Below are 16,401 nucleotides of genomic sequence, written 5' to 3' on the forward strand. Positions count from 1 at the left end.
CCCGCCGGCGGCGCGAGCGATTGTTAGGCCGCCTGCTGTCCGGCACCGAGGCCGGCATAGACTCCGCGTTCAAACGCGGCGAACGCCTCCAGGCACTTGGCGTCGGCGAACGGCAAGACCTGCATCAGGATCACGCCGCAGACGTCGCGGGTCGGATCGATCCAATAATAGGTATTGGCGAGCCCGGCCCAAGCGAGGCTGCCGGGGCTGCGGCCTTCCGGCGTCTTCTCGGTGTTGATCAGGAAGCTGAGGCCCCACTTCTTGGTCATGCCGGGATAGAGGTCGACGTCGTTGGTGGCGAAGGCGATCGCAGAATTCAGCTTGGTGACGTTGAGATCGCCGATGTGGTTCTGGCCCATCATCGCCACGGTCTCAGGTTTCAGCACCTGGTTGCCGTTGCCTCGGCCCTTGTTGAGGATCATCTGGGTGAACTTCAAATAGTCCGCCGCGGTGCCGTACAGGCCGCCGCCACCCATATGGAATTCCGGCTCCTGCGCGACCTCGAACGGGATCGGCGACAGCGAGCCATCCTCGCCGCGGGCATGCACTGCGACCAGCCGCTTCCGCTGGTCGTCGGTGATCCTGAAGCCGATGTCGGTCATGCCGAGCGGCGCGAACAGATGATCGCGCAAATACGCGTCGAGCTTCATGCCGCTGGCCGCTTCGACCGCCTTGCCGGCGAAGTCGATGTTGATGCCGTACTCCCAGCGCGTGCCCGGATCTGACGCCAGCGGCGTCTTCAGTGCAGCTTCCTGACAGCCGATGATGCCGGGGATGCCATGCCGCTCCATGTACTTCACCATGTCGGCGTTCCACATGTCGTAGCAGAAGCCGGCGGTGTGGGTGAGCAATTGCCGCAGCGTGATCGGAGATTTGGCCGGCCGGGTCTTCGGCGTACCGTCGGCATCGAATCCGTCGAGCACCAGCGGCTGGGCGAGATCGGGCAGCAGCTTGCCGATCGGCTCGTCGAGCGACAGCTTGCCCTGCTCGACGAGCTGCATCGCGGCAGCGGCGGTGATCGCCTTGGTCATCGACGCGATCCAGAACACGCTGTCGGTGGTCATCTGCTCCGGCTTCGACAAATCGCGCTTGCCGTACGCGCCCTGGTACAACACCTCCTGCGAATTACCTGCGATGGCCACGACGCCGGGGATGTCGCCGCGCTCGCTCATCTGACGCAAGCTCTGGTCGATCGGGTTGCTGCTTTGCATGTTGTCCTCCCTTGTTTGCTTGGCAGTTTTCTAAAGCGGCCGGATTGTTCACCGAGCGGTTCCGCTGGGCAAGCGATAACGAGGTCGGGCGACAAAGTCTCGCATCTGCGAGCGGCGCCGCATTCGTGCCGGGAACGAACGGGTGGGCGTGGCGTTCACAAAGTCGCCGCAGTGTTGAACCTTGCGGCCGCAGCCGCCGTCCAACCCAAAGTTGCGACGCCCCCCGCCCGGAGCACCGAGATGATCCCGACCTGGAGTGACTGGAAGCGCTATCCGCAGCCCGGCCGTGGCGGCAATATCGAGGCGCCGGTCAGTCCCGGGATCTACGAAGTGCGTTACGCGCAGACCGGCGCCCTGTACGGCTTCGAGGCTGTCGACAATCTCGCGGTCGCGCTGGCGCAACTGCCTGTCAAATCGGCCCGCGCTGGATCGTGGTTCGGTCGCCGCGCCGCCCTGCCGTTCCCGGAGCTTGAGTATCGCGTCTGCGCCACCACTTCGCGCGCTCATGCCCGCACCGCCGCCGAACGCATGATCAATCTGCGCAGCACCTGGATCGCCGGCGCCGCCTGACCGTGGTGCGACGCGGCCGCCATTCGCGGCCGCGAAAGGGTGCGGTGATGCGAAGGACGATGCCGGACCTGCGCTGTGCGCCGCGCGATCTCTGCCTATATTGACCGGCGACAGGGGCCATCGCGGTCCCGCTGCGATTCACCAGCAACGCCGGAGCATTCAATGTCACCCACCGCCGCCGCCCGCACCGCCGATCAGGCCGCCTCGCTGCGCGATCGTCTGAAGGACCCGTCGCTGCTGCGCGAGCAGTGCTACATCGGCGGCGCTTGGTCGGGCACGTCGACGATCGCGGTGACCAATCCGGCCAATGGCCTGACGATCGCCAAGGTACCGCATCTCGGCGCCGCCGAGGCCACCCAGGCGGTCGAAGCAGCCGCGCAGGCATTCCCGGCCTGGGCCAAGCTCACCGCCAAGCAGCGCTCCAACATCTTGCGCAAATGGTTCGAGCTGATCATCGCCAACCGCGAGGATCTGGCGCTGATCCTCACCACCGAACAGGGCAAGCCGCTCGCCGAGGCGCTCGGCGAAGTCGATATCGGCGCCGCCTATGTCGAATTCTTCGCCGAAGAGGCGCGTCGGGTGTACGGCGAAACCATCCCGACCCAGCGTGCCGACGCCCGGCTGATCGCCATCAAGCAGCCGATCGGCGTCTGCGGCGCGATTACGCCGTGGAATTTCCCGAGCTCGATGATCACCCGCAAGGTCTCGCCGGCGCTGGCGGCGGGATGCACCGTGGTGCTGAAGCCGGCTGAGGAAACGCCGCTGAGCGCCTTCGTGCTGGCGGCGCTGGCCGAAAAGGCCGGCGTGCCGAAGGGCGTGTTCAACGTCCTCACCGGCGACGCGCCGGCGATCGGCAAGGTGCTGTGCGAACATCCGGCCGTCCGGTTCGTCGGCTTCACCGGCTCCACCGAAGTCGGCAAGATCCTCTACAAGCAGGCGTCGGTCGGGGTGAAGAAGCTCGGTCTCGAGCTTGGCGGTAACGCGCCGTTCATCGTATTCGACGATGCCGATGTCGACGCCGCGGTCGAAGGCGCGATGGTGTCGAAGTATCGCAACATGGGTCAGACCTGCGTCTGCGCCAACCGGCTCTACGTGCAGGACGGCGTTTACGACGCGTTCGTCGAGAAGCTCGCCGCCAAGGTCAAGGCGATGAAGGTCGGTGACGGCACCGAGCAGGGCGTGACGCAAGGGCCGCTGATCAATGAGGCCGCGGTCGAGAAGACCGAGCGGCACATTGCGGACGCGCTGTCGAACGGCGCCAAGGTGATCACCGGCGGCAAGCGCCACGCGCTCGGCGGCACCTTCTTCGAACCGACCGTGCTGGCCGATGTCCGGCCCGACGCGCTGGTGGCGCATGAAGAAACCTTCGGGCCGCTGGCGCCGGTGTTCCGCTTCAAGGACGAAGCCGAAGTGATCCGGCTCGCCAACGCCTCGCCGTTCGGCCTCGCCAGCTATTTCTACGCCCGCGATTTGGGCCGCGTCTGGCGCGTTGCAGAAGCGCTGGAGAGCGGCATGGTCGGCGTCAACACCGGCCTGATCACCACCGAAGTCGCGCCGTTCGGCGGCGTCAAGGAATCCGGCCTCGGCCGCGAAGGCTCACATCACGGCATCGAAGAGTATGTCGAGATCAAATACGTGATGATGGCGGGGATCTGAGGGCAGAAGCTCAACTACGCGCTCATCCTCATCCTGAGGAGCCCCGGCAAAGCCGGGGCGTCTCGAAGGATGGGCCACGCAGGACTTGTGGCACATGGTTCGAGACGGCGCTTCGCGCCTCCTCACCATGAGGTTGAGCGTGCCGAGCGGCCAAGAGTGCGAAGGCGCTACTATGCCTTCCGGCGCTCATCGATCTCCCTGATCTGCGCCCGCGCGTCGTCGCCCTCGGGGATCGGGCGGCCGCTGTCGCGCCATTCGATCGCGGCCTTGAAGCCGGCGTCTTGCGCGTAGCGGCGGAACCACAGGCCCTCGGGATTGTGCCGCGAGACGCCGTCGAAGATCGTGGCGAGCATCTGGGTCTGCTCCAGGCCCATGTTCAACATCACCTGATTGACCACGAGCTTATGCATCGCGAGGTGGCTTTTCGGTACGCCGGCGACGCGCGTGGCGAGCTTCATCGTAGCTTGTTCCAGCTCGGCAACCGGCACCGACAGATTGACGAGGCCCCACTCGGCCGCGGTCTTGCCGGTGATCACGTCGCCGGTGAACATCATCTGCTTGGCGCGCGTCGGGCCGAGCTTGAAGGTCCACATCGCGGTGGTGGGGCATCCCCAGACCCGGGTCGGCATGTAGCCGATGCGCGCATCATCGGCCATCACGATCATGTCGCAGCACAGTGCGATGTCGCTGCCGCCGGCGACCGCCGCGCCGTGGATCTTGGCGATGGTCGGCTTCGAGCAACGCCACAGGCTCATGAAGTCCTCGGTGTTGCGTTTCATGGCCGCGTAGTCCACCAGCGGGTCCCATGGCTCCTTCTCCTGCTGGCACGGATGGTCGATGTCGCTTTCGGCGTAGTCGACCAGATCGTAGCCGCCGCAAAAGCCCTTTCCGGCGCCTTCGATGACGATCACATGGATCGCATCCTCGGCCTGCGCCCACTCCACCGCGGCGCGGATGTCCCGCGGCATCGCGTCATTGATGGCGTTGAAGCGGTCGGGGCGATTCAGCACCAGCCGCGCGATCCGCGGGGCATTCGGGTCCGGCGCGATCGTCAAGGTCGAGAATTCGGGCAAAGCTTCCTCCGTCGTTTTCTATAAACAGTCAACGTTGACTGTACGGCGCTCCCTGCTACAGTCAATCCTGACTGTTCAGGAGACGAGATGAACCGGCCCCGGCCCGATGCTGCCGATAGCCCGCCCGCGATTCGCGACCGTCTGCTCGACGCGGCGGTCGAATGCTTGATCGAGCTCGGCGTGGCGGGGACGTCGACGCTGGCGGTGCAGCATCGCGCGGGCGTCAGCCGCGGCGCGCTGCTGCATCATTTTCCGAGCCGCGAAGTGTTGCTGGCCGCGAGCGTTTCCGAGCTGATCCGGCGCAACGAGCATGCAGTACGCAGCTTCGTCGAAGCGCTGCCCAGTCGTGGCGACCGGCTGAAGGTGGCGATGGGCGCGCTCGCCTTTGCGGCGCGGCAGCCGGCGTATCTGGCCGAACTCGAACTCTGGGCGGTGGCGCGCACCGATAGTGCCTTGCGCCAGACGTTGATCGCCGCCGAACGGCTGGCGAAGCGTGAGATCGACCGCGTCCACTATCAGTTGTTCGGCGATTGGGCGAAGTCGGACTCCTACGCCGAAATTGTCGCGCTCACCCAGCATTTCATGCGCGGGCTGGCGATCTCGGAGAACGTCCGGCTGTCGCCGAAGCGCCGAGACGAACTGATCGCCTCCTGGACCGAGGCGATCCGGCCGATCCTGGAACGCGGCCTGACGACCACAAGCGCCAGCAAGGCGTAATCAGTAAAATTCAGGAGGGGACGATGAATTCACCGCCGCTGCGCGAGTCCTATTGGACTGCCGATCTGTCGCGACCGGTGCTCGACGTTGCGATCGGCGACGTACTGGCGGAGGTCGCGGCGCAGGAAGGCGACCGGCCGGCGCTGGTCGAAGTCGTGCCGAATGGTATGGACTCGCCGGTCGGCGCGGCGAGCACCAGCCGCAGCTGGACCTATGCGCAGCTCAACGATGACGCACGCCGCTGCGCCAGCTGGCTGCTGACGCAGTTCAAGACCGGTGACCACATCTGCGTCTGGGCGCCGAACGTGCCCGAATGGATCGTGCTGCAATATGGCGCGGCGCTGTCCGGCCTCGTGCTGGTGACGGCCAATCCGGCCCTGAAGGCGTCGGAGCTGGAGTTCGTGCTGCAGCAATCGCAGTCGGTGGCGCTGTTCCATCTCGATGCATTCCGCGGCGTCGACACCGGCGCGGTAGCGCGCGGCTTTGCCTCTGCGGAGCTGCGCTGCATTTCGTTCAGCGGCTGGCTCGATGAGGTCCGCCGCACCGATATCGGTGCTCTGCCGCGGATTGACCCTGGTCAGCCGGCACAGATCCAGTACACCTCGGGCACCACCGGCCGTCCCAAGGGGGCGCTGCTGCATCATCGCGGGCTGATCACCAACGCCAGCTACGTCGCGGCGCGCGCCGGGCTCGATCACAGCGTGCTGTTGAGCCCGATGCCGCTGTTTCATACGGCCGGCTCGATCATGAGCGTCTTAGGCTGCCTCAATTCGCGCTCGACTCTGGTGCTGCCGCTGCTGTTCGATCCGGGCACCGTGCTCGACGCAATCGCGCACAGCCGCGCCGACACGCTGTTCGGCGTGCCGACGATGCTGCTCGCGGTGATCGATGCCCAGCTGCAGGCGCCGCGCGATCTGTCCTCGCTCCGCGTTGCCGCCTCCGGCGGCGCCCAGGTGCCGCCCGAACTGCACCGCCGGATTCACGACGCGCTGAAGCTGCCGCTGCTCACCGTGTTCGGCCAGACCGAACTCAGCCCAATCGTCTCGCAGACCAGCATCGACGATCCGGACGAGCAGCGCATTCACTCTGTCGGACGGCCGCTGTGGAATGTCGAGGTGCGGATCGTCGATCCGAACGGCGACCGCGTGGTCGGCATCGGTGTTGAAGGCGAGATCCAGGTCCGCGGCTATCAGACCATGCTCGGTTACTTCAACGCCCCCAAAGAGACCAGCGAGACGATTACGGCTGACGGCTGGCTGAGGACGGGCGATCTCGGCGCGATGGATGAAGCCGGTTATCTGCGGATCACCGGCCGGCTCAAGGACATGATCATCCGCGGCGGCGAGAACATCTATCCGGCCGAGGTCGAAGCCTGCCTGCTGCGGCATCCCGCTGTTGCCGACATCTCGGTGTTCGGAGCGCCGGACGACAAATGGGGCGAAGTGGTTGCCGCCGCAGTCAGGCTCGTGCCGGATGTGCCGGTAACGGCCACCGAGCTGAGCGCTTTCTGCAAGACTGAGATCGCGCCGCACAAGGCGCCGACGGTCTGGTACGCCTGCACGGGTTTCCCGCTGACGGCGTCCGGCAAGATCCAGAAGTTCCGCCTCCGCGATGCGGCGGTCGAAGGCGAGTTGCAGCGCCTGAGCTGATGGCCCGCCGCGGCGCTCTGGTCTTGGACCGTTGCTTTGAGACGAGCGGCACGCCATGTCGGCGTGCCGCTCAGTCGTGTGCCGGTGATCTACTGACTGAATCCGGTGGGTGGCTGCACGCGTGTCACCGGCGGCGGGGCCCAGCGGCCGGTCAGGGCTTCCTGTTTGGGAGCGTACATCCGCATCGTCAGCGTGAACGGTCCTTTCGGCGCCGGCAGCCAGTTCGATTCGTGCTCGGCGCCGGGGCTGGCATTCTGGATCAAGAGGTCGAGCGAGCCGTCGGCGTTGGGCTTCAGCGGCATCCAGCTGCTCAGCGCTTGGCGCTGCAGCGCGTTCGGCACGGGGAAGCCGTCGGAATCGTACAGCGTCAGCGACCAGAACGCGTCGACCGGCGGCGTGGCGCCCTTCTGGAAGCGCAGCACGTAGTTGCTGGTGCCGTCGAGCGGCTTGCCGGTCTCGTCGGCGATGTTGACCGGATAGATCGCGTCCTCAGGCACGTTGGCGCCGAGCCCGAACTGGGCGACGATCGCACGCTTCAGGTAGTAATTGCCGTACACCCCCATGGTGTCGATGTTCATGCTCCAGCCATTGGTCACGCGGGCCATGGTCGGCATCTTCCAGCTCATCAGCTTCAGCGCCTCGGCCGGTGCCGCGCCCAATGCTTTGCGTACGTTGGGGGCGGCTTTGTCGAGATCGAAGCTCTTGCCCGGCTCCAGCCCGATCCGGCGCAGCCGTGCGACGATCGGCTGGTCGGTGATATGCGGCGGGTTCTGTTTCAGGAGCTCGGCCGCGTAGGCGAAAAATTGCCCGCCCGGCATGCTGTCGACCTGCTGCTTCGGCGGCGTCTTCATGTCGATCGCGGGATCGGGCACGAAGGCAGGGGCCGGTCCCGGCGGCTTGCCCCATTGCGACAGCGGCGTCGCGGTGTAGCCGGCCTGGATCTGGTGCACCGCGGCGTAGTCTGCTGGCCCGTCGGTCTTGGTGCGGCCGATGATCCAGATAATCGGCGTCGGCGCCTCGATCCGCTGCATCCCGGACGGCACCGTGCCGCTCCAGCCGGGCGCCGTGACCAGGAATTTCTGCGCCTGGGTGCCGGTGGTGCGCCAGCCGGGCGATGCGAACACGTCGGTCCACATATCGAGCATCGGCAGCAGGTAGTAGCGGCCGTTGGTGTCGGGCGCCGTCACCACCATCGGCTCTCTCGACAGATCGAGCCAGGCGATCGAATACAGCGTATCGAAATTCGGCCGCACGACCGTCTTGAAATCCGCCGGCGGATAAGCCGGCACGCTGACGAAGCTGTTCATCGGCCCTTTGCCGAACTCCTTGCCCGCCTCGACATTGGTCGATTGCTTGCGGGTAAGGTCCATCGTCACCAGCGGATAGAAATACAAATAAGCATCGATCCCGAGGCTCAGCGCCTCTTCGTCGGAGACCGGCGCCGGCTCGCTTCGCGCGGGCGCCGTCATCAGCAGCAGCGCGGCCGTTGCGGCCGCCGACATCGCCTTCAACCAGCCAATCATGTTGCCGTCCTCCCTCGACGCATCGCAGATGGCGTTCCAGGCAGGATGCTGAGTTGAGTGCCGGCTGAGCTATGACGCAGGTCAAACGACCAGAAGCTTGGTGGTCGAGACTGGATGCTGACTGGTAACTCTACGAGGTCACTGTCGCAGCATGATCAGCGGATCGGCGGTATCAGGCACCTTGCGCCACTGCGCATTGTCGTCGGCCTCGAACCGCCAACTATCGCCGTTCGGCGCCACCAGCAGCATCGCACCATGCTCGAGCCGCCACATCGTCGGACCAAATCCGGCGATCTGCGCATCGCAGCGCGGCTTCAAGAATGCCTGGAAGTTGTCGTTGCCCGCTTCGGTATTGGTGAGTGTCAGGCCGCAGACCTGGCGGCCGTTACCGCGCACCATGGTCCAGTCGCCGATCATCTGCTCCATCGATTTGGCGAGCGAGCGAGCCGCGACCAGGTTCTGCAGGATGTAGATCCCTTCGCCGTCGCGATGGCCTTCGAAGATGCCGCTCTCGACCTCGGTGAAATCGATCACCGAGTCCCCGTCGGCTGTCTCCAGCCGGACGATGTCGAGGCCTTTGACGTCCCAGGCGGTGATCGCCTTGGTGAACGGCAGCGTCTTGGCGCAGTCAGGCTCGAGAGTCAGTTTCAGCCCCTTGGCGGCGGGCTCGGACGTCAGCGTCACGACGCAGGTCTTGCTGCGTTCGGTGGTCGCCAGCTCCCACTGGCCGACCATCTCCTTCTTCATCGAGGCTGCGTCCTGCGCCGCGGCGGCGGACGCGAGCAGCGCCGAGAGGATCACCGTGCCGAACGCGCGCCACATCGTCAGCGGCCTTTCACCGGCGTTTCGGCCACCGGCGTCAGCGGCCGCTGGCCTGCGAACCAGGCTTTCAGATTGTCGACCACCAGCTGGTTCATCGCATTGCGCGTCACCACCGAGGCCGAGCCGATATGCGGCAGCAGCACGACGTTGTCCATTGCGCGCAGCTCTTCGGGAACGTTCGGTTCGGCCGCGAAGACGTCGAGGCCGGCAGCGAGAATCTTGCCGGATTTCAGGGCGTCAATCAGCGCCGCTTCGTCGATCACCGAGCCGCGCGCGACGTTGATCACCACGCCGCGCGGCCCGAGCGCACCGAGCACCTCGGCGTTGATCAGCTTGGCAGTGGTGGGGCCGCCCGGCGTGATCACCACCAGGGTATCGACCTCCTTGGCCATCTCGATCAGGTTCGGATAGTGCTGATAGGCGACGCCGGCCGCCGGATTGCGCGAATGATACACCACCGGCACCAGCGAGGCGTCGAGCCGCCGGGCGATCGCCTGGCCGATCCGGCCCATGCCGACCATACCGACCTTGCGGTCGCGTAAGGAGCCGGTGCTGAGCGGATAGTCCTGGGTCTGCCATTGTCCGGCGCGGACGTATTTGTCGGCGCGGATGAACTCGCGCAACGTCGCGATCAGCAGCCCGAGCGCGGTATCGGCGACTTCTTCGGTGAGCACGTCGGGGGTGTTGGTGACGATCACGCCATGCTGCGCCGCCCAGGCGGAATCGACATGGTCGTAGCCGACACCGAAGCTCGCCACGATTTCGAGCTTCGGAAACCGCGCCAGCATCGCAGCGCCGGTCGGCACCAGGCCGGTGACCGCGATCCCGCGGATGCGGCCGCGAGCTTCGTCGTTCAGCTTCTCGAGGTCGTCGGCGCGCTCGCATTTGTGCAGCACATAACCGGCCGGGAAGCCCTGATCGATGACCTCCTTGCGGGGGCCGTAGATCAACAGATCAATCGGCTCCGACGCGCCCGTTTCCCCCGGCATCAATTATCCTTTCCCAACGCGCTCTCGTGCCAGCGCCGCAGCAGCAGATGCGACACCAGCGCCAGCAGCAGATAGATCACAATGCCCGCCGTCGACAGCAACAGCAATGCTGCGAACATGCGCGGAATGTTGAGCCGGTATCCGGATTCGGCAATCCGGTAGGCGAGGCCCGAGCCGGCGCCGGCCGAACCGGCCGCGATCTCGGCGACCACGGCACCGATCAGCGACAGTCCGCCGGCGATGCGCAGGCCGCCGAGGATGTAAGGCAGCGCCGCCGGCAGCTTCAGCCGCAGCAGCGTCTGCCAGCGCGAGGCGCCGTACAGCCGGAACAGCCCGGCGAGATTGCGGTCGACCGAGTTGAGTCCGAGCGTGGTGTTGGACAGCACCGGAAAGAACGCCACGATCCAGGCGCAGACGATCACCGCGGTTTCCTGGGGCAGGTAGATCAGCAGCAGCGGCGCGATCGCGATCACCGGCGTGACCTGCAGCACCACCGCATAGGGGAACAGCGAATATTCGAGCAGTCGCGACTGGTTGAACAGCAGCGCCAGCGCGATGCCGCCGACCGCGGCGGCAACGAAGCCTTCCAGCGTGGTCCACAGCGTGGTCAGCAGCGAGCCGAACAGCACCGGCCAGTCCTGCATCAGCGTCGAAGCCACCAGCACCGGGCCCGGCAGCACGTAAGGCGGGATCTGATTGAGCCTGACGATCAGGTCCCACGCGACGATCGCAGCGATCAGCACCACGATCGGCAGCGCGACCCGGAGCCCGGCGCGGGCGCCAAGCGGAGAAGCGTCGTCACGTGAGGTGGGCAGGGCGCTCATGCCCGCGCCTCGCGGGTGGTGGGGGTGCTTTCGCCTGTCGACGCGAGGGCGCGTGAAACCTCGCGGCACTGCGCCGCATAGTCGGCCGAGAGCCGGAACTCCTCGCCGCGGGATGCCGGTGCCTCGATATCGAAGGAGGCCGCGATCCGGCCTGGGCGCGGCGTCATCACCACCACGCGCTGCGACAGATACACCGACTCGAACACCGAATGGGTGACGAACACCACCGTCATCTGCAGCTCTCGCCACAGCGCCAGCAGATCGTCATTGAGCCGAAACCGGGTGATCTCGTCGAGTGCGGCGAACGGCTCGTCCATCAGCAGGATGTCGGGCCTCGTCACCAGCGCGCGCGCCAGCGAGGCCCGCATCTTCATGCCGCCGGATAGTTCGCGCGGAAACGCATCGGCGAACTCGGACAGGTCGACCCGGGCCAGCACCTCGTCGACGCGTCGGGCGATTTCGGCGCTGGCGACATGCGCCAGCTTCAGCGGCAACGCGACGTTGTGGCGGATGCTTGCCCACGGCATCAGCGTCGGCTCCTGAAACACGAAGCCGATCGGATGTTCGCCGCGGCTGCGCGGCGACGCGGTGCCGACCTCGATCCGCCCCGAGGACGGCGCTGCCAATCCGGCGATCATCCGTAGCGCGGTCGACTTGCCGCATCCGGAGGGGCCGAGCAGCGACACGAACTCGCCGCGGCCGATATTGAGGTCGATCGGGCCGAGCGCCAGCGTGCCGGTACGGTAGGTCTTGGTGACGCCGCGCAGTTCGATCGCCGGCCCGGTGGCGCCGGCATCCGCAGCGGACGGTCGCGGCGATGAGGCCATGCGGCCGGCTATTTCTGCTTCGGGCGCAGGTCGACGCCGACGCCCTTGTTGATGAACTGCAGCGTATAGGCTTTGCGGAAGTCGAGGCCGCGCGTCACCACGCCGGCCCGCGCCATCTTGTCGAAGAACGAGGCGTAGCGTTCGTCGTTCATCGCGCCGATGCCATTCTTGATGGCGTCTCCGGAATCGACGATGCCGTATTGCTTCATCTTGTCGACCGAATAGGCGAGCATCTCGTCGGTCATTTCCGGATTGAGCTGCTTGATCATCGCATTGCCGGCGGAATTGTCGCCGTACAGATAATTGTACCAGCCGATGATCGAAGCGTCGACGAAGCGCTGGATCATGTCGGGATTCTTATCGATCAGATCGCGGCGGGTCTCGATCAGCGTCGAGTAGCCATTCAGCCCGTAGTCGGCGAGCAGCAGCACGCTCGGCTTGAACTTTGCCGCCTGCTCCACGGTGAACGGCTCGGAGGTGACGTAGCCCTGCATCGCGCTGCGCCGGTCGATGATGAACGGCTGCGGGTTGAAGGTGTAGGGTTTCACCTTGGCTTCGCTGAAGCCGTATTCGGATTTCAGCCACTGGAAGTAGCTGGTGATACCCTCCTTGGAGACGAACAGCGTCAGCGGCTTCAGATCGTCCAGCGTTTCGATCTTCGACTCCGGGTGCGACACGAACACCTGCGGGTCTTTCTGGAAGATCGCCGCGATCGCCACCACCGGCACGTTGGTGGCCACCGCGTCGAACGACTGCAGCGTGTTGGCGGTCATGAAGAAGTCGAGCTTGCCGGCGATCAGCAGCGCCCGATTGTTCACGTTGGGACCGCCCGGCACGATGCTGACGTCGAGGCCGTAGGTCTTGTAGGTGCCGTCCGCGACCGCCTGGAAGAACCCGCCGTGCTCGCCTTCGGCCACCCAATTGGTGCCGAACGACACCTTGTCGAAGCCGCCTTCGGGCACTTTGCGGACCGGCTGCACCTTCGGCGGCTGCGGCTTCTTCGGCCGGGGCGGGGGCGGCGGTTCCGGCGGCTTTTCGACGGGTTTTTCGGCGCCATGGCCGTGGCCGGAGGCATGAACGGGAGAAGCCAGCGCCACTCCCACCGCCAACAGTACCCCGGTTAACGCTCGCAGCAGGAAAGCGGGGCTCATGGTTGGACTCCGTCGTTCATTTTGGCCCATGATGGCGGCATCAGGGCGGCGCGGATTCGAGCGTTTCAGGATTGATAGCGAAACAATGCCGGCATTTGAACCACTTCTCCGTCACCCCGCATTTCGCCGATGACCAAGCTGCCGCCCCGCGACTGGAGCGCGATTTACTGGCCGGAGATCACCGGAGCTGATCCGTCGCGCTGGATCGCAGTGCTGCCGCTCGCCGCGATCGAGCAGCACGGGCCGCATCTGCCGCTGTCGACCGACGTCACCATTGCGGAAGCCTACCTGGCGCGGGTGAGAGATCGCCTGCCGGACGACATTCCCGCGACGTTCCTCCCGGTGCAGGCGATCGGTCTGTCGACCGAACATCTGTCGTTTCCGGGCACGCTGACGCTGTCGACCGAGACCGCGCTGAAGCTGTGGACCGAGATCGGCGACAGCATCGCCCGGGCGGGTGTGCGCAAGCTGGTGATGGTGACCAGCCATGGCGGCAACAGCGCCGCGATGGGTCTGGTGGCCCAAGAGCTGCGCGTCCGGCACCGGATGTTGGTGGTGACCACCGGCTGGGCGCGGTTCGGCGTGCCCGACGGGCTATTCGCCGCCGACGAGCTGCGCCACGGCATCCATGGCGGCGCGACCGAGACCTCGATCATGCTGGCGCACGCGCCGGAGCTGGTGCGGGCCGATCGGGTCGCGAACTTCCGCCCGGCGAGCGTGGCGATGGAGCAGACCTATCGTTGGTTGTCGGCGCAGCGGCCGGCGCCGTTTGCCTGGGCGGCCGAAGACCTGCATCCGAGCGGCGCCATCGGCGACGCCTCCGCAGCCACTGCCGAGAAGGGACGGCGGCTGCTCGACCATGGAGCCGGCGCATTCTGCGAGCTGCTGGCCGACATGCACCGCTTCGATCTCGCCGCGCTGTCGACCAAACCCTCCGCCTGAGGGTGTCCGCCGAGCCCATCGGCGGGGTCGCTATGCTGGGTTGCGTCGCTGCTCGCCTGCGCCGTGCCCGGCCGACCGGCTCTTCCTCTGATACCACTCGATCTTTTGAGGCCGGGAGGCCGCCGGCCTCACGCGCACCTCATCAACGGCAGTAAGTTACCGTGCCATCTGGACTTTGAGGAATTCCAGACTGGCGCTGTCCTGCTCCCGACGCTTCGAGTTGTGTGCGGTAGATGGCGCTTTTGCGTGTCGCCGGCCCTCATAAGCTGACACTGCTTCCGACTTTCGTCAGGTTGCGAACGACATTCAGATGCCGTCGGGGTGATGAGGCGCGACCAATCGCCGCGCGATCTTTTGCGTTCCAGGTGAGCTTGATGACTGTTCGACGATGCCCCGCCAGCCCGATTTCGGACCGCCGCGACCTCGCCTCGCGTGAGCTGTGCCCTCCGCACAATCGGACCTTTCGGCGTCCGTCCGCCTCGACGCTGATCGCCGGCGCGGCGACCGCCGCCGCGTTGTTGCTGCCCCAGGGCGCAGCCGCGGGCGGCATTGGCAAGCCGCGGCCGGACCCGGCGTATGACTGGAGCGGGTTCTACGTCGGTGCCCATGCGGGTTACGTCCGCGGCCATGCCGGCGCGACGCTGCAGGACGCGAATTCTATTGCGCAGAACAGCAACGGCGCCGGCGGCGCCACTGCGGGCGCCCAGGCGGGCTACAATTTCGTCACCGGATCGAACCTGCTGCTCGGTGTCGAAGCCGACATCTCGTTTCCGAGCTATCTGCCGCAGAACGCGGTGCTGTCGGAGTTCGACAACGGCGCTGCCAACACGCTGCAGCACCTCGACTATTACGGCACGGTCCGCGCCCGGCTCGGCGTCATCGCCGGCCGATGGCTCGGTTACGTCACCGGCGGCCTCGCCTTCGAGCACGAGCGCTATCTCACCGACCCCGACGTCGGCCGCGTGATGAACGCGCGGATCGGCTGGGCGGCGGGTGCCGGCGTCGAATACGGCTTCACGCCGAACTGGAGCGCGCGGATCGAATATCTCTACAGCCAGTATCAGAACGCCACCGTCGCGCTGCCGACCGGCGCGAGCTACGCGACGTCGCTGAACCTGCAGGCCGTGCGTGTCGGCGTGAACCGCAAGATCGACTGGTTCGGCACCGGCAGCGCCGACACCTTCCCGTCGCTCGCCGCGGTGGCCGATCCGGAGACCGATCGCTGGGAGCTCCACGGCCAGACCACCTTCATCGGGCAGGGCTATCCGTCGTTCCGGGCACCCTATAGCGGCACCAACAGCCTGTTTCCCGGCGCGCAGTTCAAGAACACCTGGAGCACCAGCCTGTTCGCCAATGTCCGGCTGTGGGACGGCGGCGAGTTCTATTTCAACCCGGAATTCCTGCAGGGTTACGGGCTCAGCGACACCGTCGGCGCCGGCGGCTTCCCGAACGGCGAAGCGCAAAAGTCCGGCTTCGCTTATCCGCATTTCAGCCCGTCGCGGTTCTATCTGCGCCAGACCTTTGGGCTCGGCGGCGAGCAGGAACAACTGGCATCGAGCGGTTCGCAGCTCTCCGGCAAGGCCGACATCTCGCGGCTGACGCTGCAGGTCGGCCGCTTCAGCGTCATCGACGTGTTCGACGGCAACTCCTACGCGCATGATCCCCGCCGCGATTTCATGAACTGGTCGATCTGGGCCTCGGGCGCGTTCGACTACGCCGCCGACAAGCTCGGCCTCGGCTACGGCGCCACCGCCGAACTCAACCAGAAGCAATGGGCGATCCGCGCCGGTTACTTCCTGGTCGACGCCGAATCCAATTCCAATAATTACGACATGAAGCTGCTCAGGCGCGGCGAATACGTCGCCGAGCTCGAGACCCGCTATTCGTTGTTCGGCCTTCCCGGCAAGCTGCGCACGCTGGGCTTCATCAACAGCACCTATTCGGGCAGCTATCGCGAGACACTGAACGATCCGTCGCTGAACCTCGACATCACTCAGACCCGCCGCGGCCGGATCAAATACGGCTACGCGCTCAACCTGGAGCAGGCGGTCACCGATGACATCGGCGTGTTCGGCCGCTGGAGCTGGAACGACGGCAAGAACGAGATCATGGCGTTCACCGATATCGACAGCAGCCTGTCGGGCGGCGTGTCGATCCGCGGCCAGCGCTGGGGGCGCCCCGACGACGTGATCGGCATCGCCGGCGCGCTCAACGGGTTGTCGCGCGATCACCGCGATTTCCTCGCCGCCGGCGGCCTCGGCCCGCTGATCGGCGACGGCGCACTCAACTATCGCCGCGAGCGGGTGTTCGAAAGCTACTACGCGCTGGCGCTCAACTCGTCGTGGACCGCGACCGCCGACTATCAGCTGATCGCCAACCCCGCCTACAACGCCGACCGCGGCCCGGTCTCGGTGTTCTCAGGCCGGGTGCACGGGGAGTTCTGACGC

14 protein-coding genes are annotated in these 16,401 nt (G+C 65.9%); 6 read left to right on the top strand and 8 right to left on the bottom strand.

Annotation, left to right across the window (positions count from 1 at the left end; translation table 11 throughout):
* Positions 1-23: 23 nt before the first annotated feature.
* Positions 24-1,211 (bottom strand): serine hydrolase domain-containing protein, encoded by a 1,188-nt coding sequence (locus RPPS3_RS02395; RefSeq protein ID WP_107342678.1) that lies wholly within the window; start codon positions 1,209-1,211, stop codon positions 24-26.
* Positions 1,212-1,451: 240 nt separating this feature from the next.
* Between RPPS3_RS02395 and RPPS3_RS02400 the strand changes: the two genes are divergently transcribed.
* Both RPPS3_RS02400 and RPPS3_RS02405 read left to right on the top strand, forming a co-directional pair.
* Positions 1,452-1,781 carry a hypothetical protein gene (locus tag RPPS3_RS02400; protein ID WP_107342679.1) on the top strand — a complete coding sequence of 110 codons (330 nt, stop codon included), beginning with the start codon at positions 1,452-1,454 and terminating at the stop codon, positions 1,779-1,781.
* A gap of 162 nt (positions 1,782-1,943) precedes the next feature.
* On the top strand, positions 1,944-3,437 hold the full coding sequence (locus RPPS3_RS02405) for an NAD-dependent succinate-semialdehyde dehydrogenase (RefSeq protein ID WP_107342680.1): 1,494 nt from the start codon (positions 1,944-1,946) through the stop codon (positions 3,435-3,437).
* Positions 3,438-3,607: 170 nt separating this feature from the next.
* On the opposite strand, the gene RPPS3_RS02410 is transcribed toward RPPS3_RS02405, so the two are convergent.
* Complete coding sequence (locus tag RPPS3_RS02410; protein WP_107342681.1) at positions 3,608-4,510, bottom strand: crotonase/enoyl-CoA hydratase family protein; 903 nt, start codon at positions 4,508-4,510, stop codon at positions 3,608-3,610.
* Positions 4,511-4,597: 87 nt separating this feature from the next.
* Between RPPS3_RS02410 and RPPS3_RS02415 the strand changes: the two genes are divergently transcribed.
* Positions 4,598-5,227, top strand: coding sequence for a TetR/AcrR family transcriptional regulator (locus RPPS3_RS02415; RefSeq protein WP_107342682.1), 630 nt, complete (start codon positions 4,598-4,600; stop codon positions 5,225-5,227).
* A 23-nt stretch (positions 5,228-5,250) separates the two neighbouring features.
* A complete protein-coding gene (locus tag RPPS3_RS02420; protein WP_107342683.1) occupies positions 5,251-6,876 on the top strand; it encodes an AMP-binding protein in 1,626 nt (541 codons plus the stop codon).
* 89 nt (positions 6,877-6,965) lie between these two features.
* Here the strand turns inward: RPPS3_RS02420 and RPPS3_RS02425 are convergent, their stop codons facing one another.
* From RPPS3_RS02425 to RPPS3_RS02450, 6 genes are all read right to left on the bottom strand, one after another.
* Positions 6,966-8,399, bottom strand: coding sequence for a DUF1254 domain-containing protein (locus tag RPPS3_RS02425; RefSeq protein WP_107342684.1), 1,434 nt, complete (start codon positions 8,397-8,399; stop codon positions 6,966-6,968).
* 138 nt (positions 8,400-8,537) lie between these two features.
* Positions 8,538-9,221, bottom strand: a complete 684-nt coding sequence (locus RPPS3_RS02430; RefSeq protein ID WP_107342685.1) for a protease inhibitor Inh/omp19 family protein — start codon at positions 9,219-9,221, stop codon at positions 8,538-8,540.
* Between the two features lie 2 nt (positions 9,222-9,223).
* Positions 9,224-10,210, bottom strand: coding sequence for a 2-hydroxyacid dehydrogenase (locus RPPS3_RS02435; RefSeq protein ID WP_107342686.1), 987 nt, complete (start codon positions 10,208-10,210; stop codon positions 9,224-9,226).
* The gene (locus tag RPPS3_RS02440) at positions 10,210-11,034 is read right to left on the bottom strand and encodes an ABC transporter permease (RefSeq protein WP_107342687.1); all 825 of its coding nucleotides are present in this window, start codon (positions 11,032-11,034) and stop codon (positions 10,210-10,212) included. Before RPPS3_RS02440 ends, RPPS3_RS02435 begins: the two co-directional genes overlap by 1 nt.
* On the bottom strand, positions 11,031-11,861 hold the full coding sequence (locus tag RPPS3_RS02445) for an ABC transporter ATP-binding protein (protein ID WP_107342688.1): 831 nt from the start codon (positions 11,859-11,861) through the stop codon (positions 11,031-11,033). The genes RPPS3_RS02440 and RPPS3_RS02445 overlap by 4 nt, the downstream gene beginning before the upstream one ends.
* Before the next feature lie 8 nt (positions 11,862-11,869).
* A complete protein-coding gene (locus RPPS3_RS02450) occupies positions 11,870-13,012 on the bottom strand; it encodes an ABC transporter substrate-binding protein (RefSeq protein ID WP_107342689.1) in 1,143 nt (380 codons plus the stop codon).
* Positions 13,013-13,141: 129 nt separating this feature from the next.
* On the opposite strand from RPPS3_RS02450, the gene RPPS3_RS02455 reads away from it, so the two are divergent.
* Together RPPS3_RS02455 and RPPS3_RS02460 are read left to right on the top strand one after the other, a co-directional pair.
* Positions 13,142-13,954 carry a creatininase family protein gene (locus RPPS3_RS02455; protein ID WP_107342690.1) on the top strand — a complete coding sequence of 271 codons (813 nt, stop codon included), beginning with the start codon at positions 13,142-13,144 and terminating at the stop codon, positions 13,952-13,954.
* Positions 13,955-14,328: 374 nt separating this feature from the next.
* A complete protein-coding gene (locus RPPS3_RS02460; RefSeq protein WP_234820074.1) occupies positions 14,329-16,398 on the top strand; it encodes a carbohydrate porin in 2,070 nt (689 codons plus the stop codon).
* The last annotated feature ends 3 nt before the right edge of the window (positions 16,399-16,401 follow it).

Origin of the sequence: Rhodopseudomonas palustris, from assembly GCF_003031265.1 — a bacterium.
GTDB classification, from domain to species: Bacteria; Pseudomonadota; Alphaproteobacteria; order Rhizobiales; family Xanthobacteraceae; genus Rhodopseudomonas; species Rhodopseudomonas palustris_H.

Coding starts and splice junctions, on each gene's coding strand:
- RPPS3_RS02395 (WP_107342678.1), bottom strand. CDS start 1,211: ATGCAAAGCAGCAACCCGATCGACCAGAGCTTGCGTCAGATGAGCGAG.
- RPPS3_RS02400 (WP_107342679.1), top strand. CDS start 1,452: ATGATCCCGACCTGGAGTGACTGGAAGCGCTATCCGCAGCCCGGCCGT.
- RPPS3_RS02405 (WP_107342680.1), top strand. CDS start 1,944: ATGTCACCCACCGCCGCCGCCCGCACCGCCGATCAGGCCGCCTCGCTG.
- RPPS3_RS02415 (WP_107342682.1), top strand. CDS start 4,598: ATGAACCGGCCCCGGCCCGATGCTGCCGATAGCCCGCCCGCGATTCGC.
- RPPS3_RS02420 (WP_107342683.1), top strand. CDS start 5,251: ATGAATTCACCGCCGCTGCGCGAGTCCTATTGGACTGCCGATCTGTCG.
- RPPS3_RS02425 (WP_107342684.1), bottom strand. CDS start 8,399: ATGATTGGCTGGTTGAAGGCGATGTCGGCGGCCGCAACGGCCGCGCTG.
- RPPS3_RS02430 (WP_107342685.1), bottom strand. CDS start 9,221: ATGTGGCGCGCGTTCGGCACGGTGATCCTCTCGGCGCTGCTCGCGTCC.
- RPPS3_RS02435 (WP_107342686.1), bottom strand. CDS start 10,210: ATGCCGGGGGAAACGGGCGCGTCGGAGCCGATTGATCTGTTGATCTAC.
- RPPS3_RS02440 (WP_107342687.1), bottom strand. CDS start 11,034: ATGAGCGCCCTGCCCACCTCACGTGACGACGCTTCTCCGCTTGGCGCC.
- RPPS3_RS02445 (WP_107342688.1), bottom strand. CDS start 11,861: ATGGCCTCATCGCCGCGACCGTCCGCTGCGGATGCCGGCGCCACCGGG.
- RPPS3_RS02450 (WP_107342689.1), bottom strand. CDS start 13,012: ATGAGCCCCGCTTTCCTGCTGCGAGCGTTAACCGGGGTACTGTTGGCG.
- RPPS3_RS02455 (WP_107342690.1), top strand. CDS start 13,142: ATGACCAAGCTGCCGCCCCGCGACTGGAGCGCGATTTACTGGCCGGAG.
- RPPS3_RS02460 (WP_234820074.1), top strand. CDS start 14,329: ATGACTGTTCGACGATGCCCCGCCAGCCCGATTTCGGACCGCCGCGAC.